We start from the raw sequence: 13,654 nt of genomic DNA, 5'->3' as shown, positions 1-13,654 counted from the left end.
CCTTGCGAGTCAGTCGCGGCGCGGGCGCAGCTGGAGGTAGCCGGCGCGGGCGGTCGGTACGGCGTCGTCGAGGTGGGCGGAGCGGTCGGCGGGCAGGATCGGCAGGCGTGCCCAGCCGGTGCCGTCGGCGGTGTCGTAGGGCTCGGCCCAGGACCAGTCGCCGAACCAGGCGGCAGGCCGGGGCATGACGAGCCCGTTGTCGCCGGCGTCGGTGGTGGCGCTGAAGGTGCGGATGGCCACGGGGGCTGTGGCATCGGCGGTGAACCGCAGGCGCAGCTGCCTGGTGGGCACCGGTGCGGGCGGGATGTAGTGGATCTCGGTGCCGGCCGGGAAGCTGTCGAGGACGGTCCATTCCTGGCCGTCTTCGTCGAGGAATTCCACTTCACAGGCGGGTAGTTGGTTCTCGCCCAGTGCGTCGCCCGGGTAGAGGTCGATCCGGTGGACGTCGTGTACCTCTTCGAAGTCCAGGACGATCCAGTCGCCGCGGGTGGCGGACGCCCCGCTGAGGTACCAGGTCCCGAGGTCGCCGTCGAGGAGGTGGGCGAGGCCGTGCCCGGGGGACTCGCCGAGGGCGTCGGAGGCGGTGGCGCTCTGGTGGCCGGCGCTGGTGGGGGCGAGCAGGGGGTCGAGTCGGAAGGACGCCTCGATCCTGGCCAGTGCCTGCTGGACGAGGTCGGTGTCGAGCGCGAGGTCGGCCACGGGGAGGATGTCGGTGGTGGCGTGGATCGCCGTGTGTGGGTCGGCGAGCAGGGTGAGGCGGTGTACCTGCGACTCGCCGTTGGGCGTGGCCCGCAGGGCGAGGTCGGTGCCGGTGATGATCGGGTTCAGGTAGGGGTCGTGCGGCGGGTTCTTCTCGACGGTGTTGAGGACGCCGTAGTGCGTGTCGCCGCCCGGTCCGGTATCGCTCGCGTAGTAGCCGATGAGCCCGTCTTCGAGCAGGTCGGGTTTGCCAAGCCGCACCGGCCAGCGGTAGTCGGGGTAGTCCTCGTCGTTGGGGTCAAGGATCTGCTGCCAGCTGGGGTTGGTCAGCGGCGGGCCCTGGAGCTGGATGGCGAGTTCGGCGCGGATCAGGGCGAGGGGCCGCCCGATCAGGCGAGCCGGGCTGCGGTCGGCCTGCGCGCTGGGATCGGTGATGCTCTCCAGGCTGTCGTTGATGGTGGTCAGCAGGGCGTCGAACGAGGCCGGGCCGCTGGTGCGCAGGGCAACGACCATCGTGGACAACTCCGGGTAGGCGCCGGCGAAGTCCTCGGGGCGGGCGTACGGTGCGTGCGGCAGCATCGTCCAGGCGACGCGGGCACGGTCGCCGACCACGCGCAGTTCGCCGAGCGGGGAGCCGTCGGGCGCGTAGACGAGCAGGGTCTGGTCGAGGTAGTTGAGCATCAGCCAGCCGACGACCGGGGTCGCCGCGGGATCGTCGGCCGGTGGCAATCCGGCGTACCCGGCGCTGTCGGCTGCGCGGATCGGCGCCAGGTGGACCCGGGCCGGCTGCATGAGCCGCGGTGGTAGTTGGATGAAGCGGTGGTTGTTCGGCGGACGCTCCTCACCCTGCGGGACGTACAGCGGCTTACCGCGGTCGGGGAGCACGCTGGCGGCCGGGTAGGGCCACAGCGTTCCGGGGTCGTTGTTGGACATGAATGGGGCGGTGCGGCCGAAGCGGTCGATGATCTGGAGCCGGTGGAAGTAGAACTGGCCGGCACGTACCGGCTGGAAGCGTTCGTCGTTGGGCGGGTCGTCGGGCCGGCCGGGTGAGGGCACGCGCTGGGGGTCGCCGAGCAGCTGGGCGTCGGCGAGCGCGGCGGGCGGGATGAGCCTGGCGCCGCCGTCCTGGCGCAGCAGCCAGTCGTTGAAGCCGTCCAGGGTCTGGGACACGACGTCCAGGTCGGCGTAGATGCCGAGCAGGGTGTCCAGGCCCTCGGTCTCGGCGGTGGAGTACGTCTGCAGGTAGCGGCGCACCTGCTGGCGCAGCACGTAGGGGCTGGTGGGGGTGAGGTAGGAGCGGCCGGTGAAGGCGGGCCACTGGTTCTCCGCGCCGTCGTGGGCCAGCGCTCCCTGGCCGGTCCACTGGTAGGTGCTGCCGTCGAAGGTCCAGTTGTCCCCGGCCCCTGTACGGAACGGGGTGGGGCAGTAGCGGATCTCCCACTGCAGGTACATCGGATGCCATGGCTGCTGCCACACGCCGAGGTATGCGGGCGCCTGGCCCTCGATGGTGCCGGCACCGGACAGGGCGGCTTCGAGGGCGGTGGCGGTGCTCCCGTCGATCCTGGTGAACGCTGCCTTGTCCAGCAGCGCGAACTCGTCGAGGAGTGTTGCGCAGATCGCGGGCAGGTTGGCCAGGGTCGGCCTGGGTGCCGCCGGGTCGGGCAGGAACGGCGGGAGGCCGTCGATCGTGATCGAGGTGAGGAGGGCGGAGGGGAGGCGGCACGGCAGCGGGTCTTTGGGGTCGCGGCCGAGTGGCTGGCGGGTGCCGGAGCCCGCGATGGCGACGACCGGGTCGGCGGGGCTGTAGTAGGGGTCGCGGGCGGTGCGCTTGAGTTCGAGGTCGGTGGTGAGGCCGTGGGCTCGCGCGTAGGTGTCGATGGCGTCTTGCAGGGCCTCAGGGGTGTCGCCCATGGGCAGGGCGTCGCGGCCAACGGTCAGTTGGGTCATGCGGTCGAGGTATTCCTGGACCGTGTTGGCGATGGCGCCCTCGTTCTCGGGGTTGAGCTGCGCGTCGGCATCGTCGTTGAAGTCGTCCGGTCGGTCGTGGTGCGCTTCGGGCAGGTGCCGCAGCCACCACAGGTCCCACAGCCGCGCCCTGGTGCGGGCGAGCCGGTCGGCGAGGTCGTCGTACTCGCCCTGGGCGCAGTTGAGGTCGGCCAGCCAGGCGGGGACGGGTGAGGCGGGTTCGGCGTCGTCGCTGGGCCTCGGGACGATCTGCCAGAGGTAGCCGCCCTCGCTGCCGGCGTACCAGGCGCGGCGGGTGGCCTCGTCGAGTTCGACGGCGCCCTCGGGCAGGCCGTAGGTCTCGATGGTGCCGGTGAACAGCGCCTTGATGAGTTCCCCGTCGAGGTGGGAGCGGGTCTGCCGGCGGACCAGTTCGGCGGTGGCCTCGGCGGTGCTGTGGCCGATGGCGAGTTTGAGGTCGGCGGGGCTGGTGGGCTGGGTGGAGTGCATCGGGCGGTTGTGGCTCCAGGCGATGCCCAGGGAACTTCCGCAGTAGCGGGTGTGCCGGAGCGCCGATGTCGCGGATGGCGCGGTCCACTCCAGTGCGGCGAGCACCTCCTGGATGGTGGCGTCCTCGGGCAGCAGATCGGGGATGTCCTTGGCCCTGGTCAGGATGTCCGCGTCCGGGTCCGAGTACCAGCCGACGACGAGGTAGCTCAGCTCGTTGTCGGCGACGTGGCTGTCACCGGGGAGCTTGAGGTCGAGCAGGGTGTCGTGGAGGCAGAACACGTTCTTGTGGTAGGAGGCGAAGGCGGCGAAGGCCGGCAGGCCGGGCCCAACCGCGCTGAGGAACAGCGGGCGCCTGCCCTGGGGGTCTGGGTCCGTCCAGGGACGGTCGTTGCCGTCGGCGTCCTGGAGCGGGTGGCTGCGTCCGATCATGTCCGTGTGTGCGGCCACACTCTCGCCGCTCGGGGCGCGGTCGGTGAGGTAGGCGCTGGTGCCGTTGCCGAGGGCGCCTTCGTAGTCGCTGTTCTGCAGGTAGTCGCTGTGCACGACCCAGCCCACGGCCTGCCGCCGCCCGGCCTTGGTGGCGTAACGGACCACCAGCCAGCGGTTCGGCACGAGCGGGAAGGTCGTCTCGCCGGTGGCGGAGCGGTAGTGGCCGCGGGCAAGGACCTCCGGCAGCTCCCACTGGATGTGGACGCCGGTGCCCAGGCTTCCGTAGGTGGGGTTCGGGGGCTCGGCGTCGGCGGCCCGCTCCAGCATGAACCTGAAGGCCGGAGTCCAGGTGTGGTCGGCCGTCACGGTGGCGTTGACCACGAGGGTGTGCAGGCGGATCGGGACGATCAGCTCGCTGTCGGTGCCGGTGTTCAGGTCGGTCTCACGCACTGCAGCCTCCCGGGGTGTGCACCAGCTTCTGCTCGAGCGGCGAGTTGATCATTTCGATGGCGAACTCGCTGGCGGTCAGCCGCCGCGGGTGGTTCAGCGCCGTGGTGAGGGCTGTGACGATGCCGCCGTCCTCGAGCAGGTTTAGTACGCCGTGAGGGTTGGGCCGCAGGTGGCGGGTGAGGACGGTGCCGTCGGTAGGGAACGCCTCCCGTCCTTCGATGGGTGCGCCGAGGTCGCCGTCGTCGGGGACGAGAGCGCGCAGCGAGATCTTCCCCTCCGGCGTCGTACCGAAGTGGATGCCCTCGCCGGGCTCGCGGATCACGATCGTGTCGGGGACGTCCTCGAACAGCAGGAACAGGACGTCGGGAGCGGGGTGGTCGCGGCGCAGCTCGGCCAGCGGCCGGCCGTCGGCCGTGTAGCCGACGAGGTCGAACTCGGGCCAGGCGGGGACGAGCGCGGAGCGCAGCAGCAGCCCTGCAGCTGGTGTCGCGGTGGTGCGGCGGGCGCCGATGGCGGCGTGCAGGGTGGCGTCGAGCAGCTGGTCGAGGCCGGTGTGCAGGCCGACGCCTCGCGCCCCGTTGAGCAGGGCGTTGATCCAGCCGGGGTCGAGGCGGAACAGGCGCAGCGACTCGGGCGGCAGCATGCGCGGATCGGGCACGAGGTAGCCGAAGGGGATGCCGTGCAGCGCGGCGGCGCGATCCAGCCAGGCGGGCAGCCCGGCGGTGCGGCAGTCCGCGGTGCGCCGAAGGGCCGCCTGGCGGGCGCCGGTGCCGAGCAGCAGCCGCCGGTCGGCGCGGCTGAGCGGGGCGGGTGGCGGCTCGGTGGGCATCGGGGCGCGGGACTGCGGCGCGGCCAGGGCCCGGGGCAGGTCGCGGCTGTCGGCGGCGAGGGTGCGCAGCCAGCCCAGGTTCGGGCGTAGCTCGGTCTCGGTGTCCGCGTGGCTGCGGCCGGCCCTGGGAGTGGCGGTGCGGGCGCGAGCGGGGTCGGCGGCCAGCGCCATCAGAGCGACGGCCTGGTTGGACAGTTCACGGCGGGCGCGGACGAGGTCGGCGCTGTAGTCCGGGTCGGCGAGGGCGAGGGTGCGCCCCAGCGTCCAGGCGGTGGCGTAGCTGACGTCGTAGAGACCGTAGTCCTTGTCATAGATCAGGGCATGGTCGGCGGTGGTCTGAGTCCTCTGGTCCTCGTCGTAGCCGGCGGGCAGGTCCTGGGCGGTGACGGGGGTGCAGGGGCCGCGGTACCAGGCGTAGCTGAGTTCGCCGGACAGTAGCCGTTGCGGGAGTGGCACATAGCCCAGGCGCAGCCGTTCGCGGGCGTACTGCTCGTCGGCGTCGGAGCTGGTGCCCGGGTCGGTGGCCGGCTCCAGGCGCAGGGCGAGGCGTTCGGCATCGGCCGGGCTTTCGCCGGGACGCGGGGCGGCCAGTTGCCGCAGCAGGCTGTACGGGTCGAGGTGGCCGGTCGGGTCGTGGGTGAAGGACCAGGACCACAGGGCGGCGAGCCGGAGGTGGGTGGCGCACGCGGTGAACTCGCCCTTCAGCGGCGCGTCGTGGCCTTCGAGGGAGACCAGGTGGACGCTGCGCGGGCCGATCACGTCCAGGGGGAAGCGGTTGCCGGTGACGACGGCGAACGAGCCCGGGGTGAGCACCTCGCCGTCGGCGCGGGTGCGGGGCTCGTAGACGTCGCGAACGTGGGTGAGGTAGTCCAGCTCCTCCTCGCGCGGGATCAGGGCCCTGAACAGGTCGATGGGCACGTCGATGGTGCGGCAGGTGGAGTCCCGGGTCTTGGGGTCCAGGCCGCTCAGGCTGATGGCCGGCAGCTGCACGGCGGGGTCGCCCGGCTCGCAGAGCTCGGTGACGGTGCGGGAGGTCGCGATGCCGATGCCTTCAGGGTCGTCGGGCAGCTCACCGGCCTGGAACATCAGCAGAGCCATCCATGGCGCGCGCACGGCCCGCGAGGACCACCTGACCTCGCGCTCCCACGGCAGGATGGACCGGGTGAGGGTGATGTGCGGCAGGACTGTCCGGTAGTTGCCCGAGGAGGCACGCGGCGGGTACACCGCCTGCACGGAGGACTCGTCGAGGACGAACTGGACGGCCCGCACCTCGAGCTGGGCGTCGACGGGATCGATCCGCGCGCCCGGGGTGGTGATGTCGGCGCCGCCCTGCTTCAGCTCCTGCTTGGCGTGGACCTGGTATTTGCCGGCGGTCAGGCGGGGAGCCAGGTAGTCGTAGAACGTGATGTCCAGGTCGGGTCCGGTGGCCACGGAGGCTCCCTTGCTAGCGCGCGGTCGTGGTCAGGGGCGAGAAAACGAGGTAGTCGCGGGCCTTTTCCGCGTAGCGGGGCAGGGCCGTGCCGGATGCGCCCGGGGCCACGCCGAGGCGGTGCAGAGCGCGGTAGGCGCCGGTGCGGCGTGCCGTGGTGGACGTGTTCACGGTGTCGGCGATGATCTCGATGCTGCCGGGAGTCGGCAGGGGGAGGGAGCCCTGCTTGGCGCCGTTGCGCAGCGGCGTACGGCCTTCCGGGTCAACGCGGGTCACCTGGAGTGCGGCCGAGGTGACCGGTCCGATCTCGCCCGCGGTCTCGGGCGGCTTGACCTCGAACCGCAGCCCGGCCAACTGCCCGGGCAGCAGGGCCTCCTGGCCATCGTCGAGGGCGTCGTCCGGCTCGGCCAGGGGACGGCCCCACAAGGCGGCGGGCGCGCCGCGTTCGATCACCTCGACGGTCCAGTCGTCGTCCGAGATGACGTAGTCGGCGTCGCCGGCCTTGGTGACGGTGACGGCGAACTCGGAGGTGATCGCGCGGTCCTTGCGCATCGGCCGGATGCTGATCAGGCCATCCGGTCCGGTCGCGTAGTCGGTGTCCTGGTTGAGGTGGATCGCGGTCGCGGGGATGACCGTCTCGACGGTGAGGACGAGCCCGGCAGCGGCCACCAGAACCGGGTCGCCATCGGCGTGGCGGGCGGCGAGCTCGCCGGCGTCGACGTCGGCGAGCAGCCCCGCCACCGGGGTGATGCTGAGCGGCGCCGGGAACTGCTCGTGGACCTCGGGCCAGCGGGCGGCGTCCAGCTCCTGGCGCCTGGTACCGATGTCGAAGCTGAAGGAGACGAACCACACCTTCACGGTGACCCGACCGCCGAACGGAGGCGTCCACAGCGCCAGGTCGATACCGACCTCGATCGACACCCGGACCTTGACGAACCAGACCTTGATGGTGAACGCGACGCCAATGCCGATACCCAGGCGCGCGTCCAGGTAGAACGGCCGCCACTGGACCAACACGTCCAGGTAGGCAGTGAACCAGGCCGACAGCAGCCCGGAGGTGTAGCTCGCCGCGAGCCGCCCGCCGAACATGAGGGCATGCGGGGTGAGCGCGGTGTAGCCCTCGGCCTTCACCATGATCTTGCTGTCGGGCGACCAGGTGAAACCCAGCCGCGCGGGCGTCGGGTAGTGCGGGTACTGGGTGTCCAGCCTCTCCTCGAGCCTGGGGTGGTAGCCGCCGGCGCTGATGACGAAGTCGCCGGCGTGCTCGCCCGCAGTCCACAGGTAGATCGCGATGCCGCCGGTGAGCCGGCAGGCCGGATCGAAGACGAAGGAGCCATCCCCGACCGCCACGTCCAGGGACAGCAGCCCAAGGGACTGCTGGTAGGCGAGCCTGAGATCGACATCGATACGGGCGTGGACCTTCCTGCCAGGCTTGGTGTCGCGCGGGAAGGTCACCGACGTGCGGCCCAGCAGCATCACCTTCAGATCGTCGCCGAACTCCACCGCCGCCAGCGCGCGGGTCGCGATGAACTTGAACAGCGCGAACTCCACGCCCACCGCGGCCCAGAAACGCCCCTCCGCCGGAGACACCCACGCGGTCAGCTGCTCCAGGGCTTCTTGCGAACTCACCTCGGGAGCCCGCTCGGCCAGCCGCGCGATCAGCGGGAACTGCCCCAACTCCGCGATCGCCGGCAGCCGCAGGGTGCTGTTGACGCCGAACCCCCCGGAGACAGCGGTGAGCGTGAACGGCGGCGCCTCGAACAGCGCGGCCCCGCCCACGGCGGCGATCTCGCCGAACAGGAAGACCGACGACCAGCCGTCCAGGCTGCGGGCGTAGCTCCCGGAAGCCTGCAGGGCGAAAAACCCGGTCTCCACCACGACCATGCCCGCGATGTAGATCGCGAACGCATCGTCCTCGCGCACCACGAGCGCGCCAGTGACCTTCAACGGCGGCTGATCGACGCGCAGCCCCGCGCCCTGCAGCACCGGCTCGACGTCGAAGTCACTGTCGAGGCCGAGACCCAGGCCGATCGTATCGAGCTGAACGGGACCCACCGCCAAGGTTGCGTCGAAGGCGATGAACAGCAGACCGTTGCGATAGCCGAGGCTGACCTTGCGGATGCGGACCGGGCCGAACACCTGGTCGATCTCCCGCGAGGCCGCCGACCGCTCGCGCCTGAGCGCCACCCCCTCGGAGGCCGCGGTCAACGCACCGGCGCCAGCGGGCGACAGGACCGCGTGAGTACCGGCCTCCAAGGCTGTGATGGCCGCCGTGCCGCCGTTCGAGATCGGCAGGACGAGCGGGGCCTGAGGCTCGCCTCCGATGCTCAGCTCCACCTGGACGGCCAGTCCAGGACCGGCCTGCGGGTCGGTGGAGAAGCGCGGCAGCTTGCGGTCGGGCGAGGGGTCGACCTGTTCTGAAGCGGCATTGATCTCCTGGGCCCTGGCGGGCGTCCAGCCGGCCGGGGCGACGGTGAAGGCGATGCCGCCGAGGACGAGGTCCGCACTGGGCGGGATCGCCTCGCCGACGAGGGGCAGGTCGGAGGCGCGCGCACTGAGGCGAGCCCCCACCGCGGCAGCGGACAGGCGGCCACTGCCGGGAGCGGCGGCGGGGTACGAGGCGTACACCCACCCCGTGCGCTCGGTCGCCGTGGTGAGCAGGACCAGCTTGCTCGCGGTGTCGTAGCGGACGGACAGCGCCTGTAATTCGGGCCGCAGTACCTCGGGGAGCTCCGGCAGCTCGATGCCGAGTGCGGCCACGAGGTCGGTGAGGGGGAGGCTGGGCTCGGTGTCCCAGATGCCGGTGACAGTCGCGGCGCCACCATCCTCCCGGTAGTCGACGGTGAACTCCAGGACGCGGTGGCCGACTTCACCAGCCCCGGGAAGATCACCGTTTTCAGCGGCCTGGGTAGCGGGCCCAGGGATGGCGACACTGAGGGACCCGGTGACGTGCTTGTCGTAGCCGGAGCCGTTGCGGGTGAGTTCGGCGGTGAGGGTGAGTGTGGCCTGCGCATCGCCGAGCGGGAACGCGACGGTGCCACTCAGGTCGATCCGATCGTTCGCGCTGTCGTAGGCGACGCCGAGGTCAAGGAGCTCCAGTTGGGAGAGCAGGAACGGCGGTTCGATGTCGAACAGAGCGAAAAGCTCGGAGGGCCTGAGGTGTGAGACGTGGGCGTAAACCAGCCAGCCGTCGTCCTTCGCCCACGCGCCGCGGACGTTCAGGGGGGTCTCGCCGAGGGTCCACAGCGCATCCAGTGAGGCATCGGTCGTGGTTCCCTGTTTGTTCACCGACAGCACGACCTGTGACAGCGTGACGTCCGGGGTGATCTCCAGGACGTCGTCCAGGACGAGATCGATCCCGTATCCGGGCGAGCTGCCGCCGAACTCACCGCGTACGGACAGTTCGCTGACCGTCAGGTCGGTGGTGAGCGGGAACTCGGGGAAGTGCCTTTCCAGTAGTGGCTGTACGGCGACCGAGCGCAGCAGGGTGCCGCTGACCTGGACCTGGTTGCCGTGCCAGCTGATCTCGGTGCCGATGGCGATGTCATCGCCCAGGTCGACCGCGCCGCCGATCAGGCCCTGCAGTCGCGGGGAGATGCCGAAAGGCTGGATCGCACCGAACTCCGCGTGCACATCGTGCACGGTGAGCTGGTCAAAGATCTGCCAGGAGCCTTCGACATCGACGCGCAGCCACACGGACTGCACGTATCCGGTGGTGCGGACCTGGTCCGGCGCGGCGAAGGTGACGGCGAGATCGGTCAGCGTAAGCGCTCCCGCGACGGTGGCCAGGGCCGGCGGCAGGGCGAAAGTGGAGTGCTCGGTTTCCTTGGCGAACTGCTGGAGGTCACTGATCTTGGGCACCTGCACCGGGAGGAAGCTGCCGGACAAGCTCCACGCCTGGGAAGAGTTCAGCGGCAGGTAGCCCCACAGGTAGGGGCGGTGGCTGTCGCCGGAGGGGAAGTCCAGTTCCACACCGAACCCGACCCGGGCGACCAGGTCTGCGGTGGGTGCGGGTTCGACTCCGAAGACCAGGTGCACCGTGGAGATCCTCAGTTCGCCAAGGACCCGGCAGACCGGGAGCAGCGCCTCGGGCAGCTCGTCCTCTCCCAAGAGCGGGATGTCCACGCGGACGCCGACCACGTCGTCGCCGTCGGGGCTGACGATGAAGCTGACCGTGCCCGGGCCCGCCTGCCGATCCAGCAGTGCGATCTGGCCGGTGACTTGGAGGCGGTCGTGGTCGGCGGTGGCGTCCAGGACACGGAGCACGCCATCGGGCAGGTGCTCGGTGAACAGGTCTGCCGCTGATTCGAGTTGGAGGAACTGCGGCGTGATGACCAGCATGTCGTTCGCAAGAACGAGCTTTTCGCGCAGAGTACTGACCGGCAGCGTCATGACGGTCTCCTCAGTGGTACCACAGCTCGAAGCCGCCGGTGTCGTCCAGGATCAGGTGCCAGTCGGTGCCCTGTCCTTCGAAGTCCATCAGCTTGCGCCTCTTGGGCGAGGCACTGCTCGGGGCCGGCTTCGGCGCCTTGTCCGCCGCCGTTGGTGTCAGGCTCGTTCCCAGCGCACGGCGGGTCTGCTTCCAGACGACCTTGAAGTCGGTCCCCGCCGGGGTCCGGTCCTGCCAGTACGCGTAGTCGTGTTGGTGGGGCGGACGGCCCACACCGGTCGTGCCGGGCCGCGTGTCGGGAGGGTCGATGTCGGGCGGGGAAGTCCGATCCCACGTCGCCATGACCTTGTCCTCGAAATGGCTGGCCCTGGGGATGTGATAGTCCTTCAGTCCTGAGCTGACGAACATGCCGATGGGTTTGAGGAATGTGATCCATTCGGCCGACGTCGACGTGCCGCTGCCATGGTGCCCGACCTTCAGCCACCGGTTCTTCGCGTCCTTGACGAAGACGTCCTCGGTGGCCTGCCAGCCGCCGTCGGCCGCGGAGGCGTAGCGGTTCCGCAACAGGTCCTCGTTGACCATGACGGCGTCGGCCATCAGCCACACCTGCTGGTGCTTTCCGTCCGATCCGGGCTTCCCCTTGAGGACGAAGACCATGCTGCTGCCGTTCGCCCAGTCGGTCTTGGCGGTCTTCTCCCACACGTCGCGCGTCTTTTGGCGGTACTCGGTCAGCAGGGCCTCGACGTACCTTGAGATGATCCACGCCTCGGCCAAGCGCTTCAGGTCGTCGCCGGCCAGGTTCAACTGGAGCAGGGACATGCTGTCCAGAGGTCGTTTCTTCGCGCCAAGTGTGGTCCTGTTGTACTCGGCGACCTCGGCGTTGTACCGCTGCACCTGCGCGTTGTATGTCGCGACCTTCCCGTTGTAGTCCGCGGGATCGCTGCCACTGACCGGGGCCGGGTCGGGCAGCGGGACGCTGCCCGCCGCCAGCGTCCTGTTGTACTCATTGGCCCCATGGTTGCGGGGCGGGACGTGATCTGCGTTGTTCTTCCTGAGAAACTCGTTGCTTTTCTGGCGGCCATTCGTGATCTGGTCGCTGGCGTCCGCGATCTCCTTGTTCCGTTCCACTTCGCTCTTGCTCTTGAGGTGGGCGTCCGTGACGTGCTCGACCGCCTTGCTCTCCAGGTAGTCCTCGTACTCGTCGTCACCCATCTGCTGTGGCCGGGGCAGGCCGGCGATGTACCTCCTCAGTTCTTCCTTCCGCGGCTCCCCACCGGCTGTGACGTAGGTCTCGCCGAGCCTTCGCTGCCCCTCCTTCCGGAACCACGTCTGCTGTTTGTCCGCGCCCTCCTGGCTGTCCTTGGCCGACCGGATCAGCCAGCGCGGCGGCACCCTTCCGGCGTTCCGGGCTTCCTGCGCAGCCTTCGCCATCTCCGTCTCCCGCTCGGTCGGGGGAAACGTGTCCAGATATTGTTCGCCGAAGTGGTACCACCCCAGGTCCTCGAGCCGCTGGTCCAGGGCGGCACCGGCCAGGTTCTTCGACTCGGTTAGCCGCAGTTCCTTGATCTTGTCCTTGACGGCACCGATCTCCTTGAGAAGCGCCCGCAGAGCGGCGTCAGCCGGGAGGCTGCGCGGCGGGACCGTATCGCCGGGGTGCTTGAGCTTGTTACCGGCTTCAGGGGACCTGCTGCTGCCGGCGGCAGACCACTTGTCGGGCAGCGGCCCAAAGGGCTGGGAACTCACCAAGAAGAGGTTCGGCAGCTCCGCCGGCGCAGGAGGAACAGGGGCCGGCGTACCGAATGTCGGGGCCGGGAAGAGCGCCATCGGGTCCACCGGCGACTGAATCCGCACCGGCATCGCGTCCACCTTGTGGGGCGGGTGCTCGGCGCATGCAAGATCGGCTGGACTCGTCAGCAGCCTCCCGACGAAGCCTTTCCCGGTGCCGCCGGCGCCCCTGGCGCCCCTCGCGTTGCCCTCACGGTAATTGCTCGGGTCGCACGAGTACCACACGTTCTCGATCCCGTACTGGAGCTTTCCCGTGGGTTTCCCCTTGGGATCCAGGTGACAGAGCAGCTCTTCGAGATTCCGGTAGTGATCCTGGTCCGGATGGCTGATCAACAGATAGTTCAGAACGCCGCTGTTCTCCGCCAAGCGGGTTCCGATCTCATGGCGCAGGTGCGTCAGCAGGCGCTTCCTGTCATCACCACTGGCAGGCGCGCTCGGCCTACCGGGCGGCACGTCCCCACCGGCGAACGTGCCGCAGTCCAGGAGCACCGTCCGCTTGCTGGTCCTCGCACCTCCCGGCCCTGAATCGTAGAAGTGCAGGAATGTGCAGTCACCCTGGCCGACGTTGAAGAAGATCACTTCCACAGGCATGGGAACACTCTCCTGGAGTTCCGGTCCGACGAGCCGGGTACGCGCGGACGCACAGGCCGCCCCGGCGCGGAGGCGTCAACAGGGCTGATCAAAATGAGAGACACGGCGGGGCCGTCCCAATGGTGTCTACGGCTCACCCGACCCGGCGAAGCGACATCCCCGGACGGCCAAACCAGCGCGGTGTCCGGCCTTGGCGGCGATGCGGGACCGCCCACTAGGACGTCGGCCATTGCAGCGCCTCCCGAGTCAGTAGTCGGCGGAGGCGATGCTGCAGCACCCAACCCCAAGCGCAATGACGCTCATGCCACATTCGAAGGTATCGGGAATGTGCATCTTCTGATGGCATATCCGACGCGGTGTCCTGATCCATGTCAGCTGGTTCTGAAAACACCCTCTTGCGTAGGAGAGGGACTGCACTTCCACTCGCACTACCTCCCAGGCAGCAGACCCGAGCCGGCGATAGCCGCCGCAGGCCCCGGCTCGGGAATCGCCGAAGGACTCTGCGTGACCCTGCACTCCGCCAGCCCGGTTCTGAGCCTGTGGGTGCCGGAAACGGTGTCGCCCTATGCGACCTGCTTGTATTCGTGGATGAGGCCAC

4 protein-coding genes are annotated in these 13,654 nt (G+C 69.6%); all 4 read right to left on the bottom strand.

Annotated features, from left to right (window positions below; all coding sequences use genetic code 11):
• Positions 1-9 precede the first annotated feature (9 nt).
• The 4 genes from JK363_RS44470 to JK363_RS39490 are packed head-to-tail and all read right to left on the bottom strand — an operon-like array spanning position 10 to position 13,056.
• Positions 10-4,032, bottom strand: a complete 4,023-nt coding sequence (locus JK363_RS44470) for a discoidin domain-containing protein (RefSeq protein WP_201883143.1) — start codon at positions 4,030-4,032, stop codon at positions 10-12.
• The gene (locus JK363_RS39500) at positions 4,025-6,292 is read right to left on the bottom strand and encodes a hypothetical protein (protein ID WP_201883142.1); all 2,268 of its coding nucleotides are present in this window, start codon (positions 6,290-6,292) and stop codon (positions 4,025-4,027) included. Before JK363_RS39500 ends, JK363_RS44470 begins: the two co-directional genes overlap by 8 nt.
• 13 nt (positions 6,293-6,305) lie before the next feature.
• Positions 6,306-10,682, bottom strand: a complete 4,377-nt coding sequence (locus tag JK363_RS39495; protein ID WP_201883141.1) for a DUF6603 domain-containing protein — start codon at positions 10,680-10,682, stop codon at positions 6,306-6,308.
• A gap of 10 nt (positions 10,683-10,692) precedes the next feature.
• Positions 10,693-13,056, bottom strand: a complete 2,364-nt coding sequence (locus tag JK363_RS39490; RefSeq protein ID WP_201883140.1) for a ComEC/Rec2 family competence protein — start codon at positions 13,054-13,056, stop codon at positions 10,693-10,695.
• Positions 13,057-13,654 lie beyond the last annotated feature (598 nt).

Source organism: Streptomyces coffeae (assembly GCF_016741875.1).
In the GTDB taxonomy this organism is placed as follows: Bacteria; Actinomycetota; Actinomycetes; order Streptomycetales; family Streptomycetaceae; genus Streptomyces; species Streptomyces coffeae.
Note: the sequence above shows the minus strand (reverse complement) of the source record. Positions and strands in the feature narration are given on the sequence as shown.

Excerpts from the sequence above, each read along its gene's own strand:
- JK363_RS39490 (WP_201883140.1), bottom strand. The coding sequence starts at position 13,056 with ATGCCTGTGGAAGTGATCTTCTTCAACGTCGGCCAGGGTGACTGCACA.
- JK363_RS39495 (WP_201883141.1), bottom strand. The coding sequence starts at position 10,682 with ATGACGCTGCCGGTCAGTACTCTGCGCGAAAAGCTCGTTCTTGCGAAC.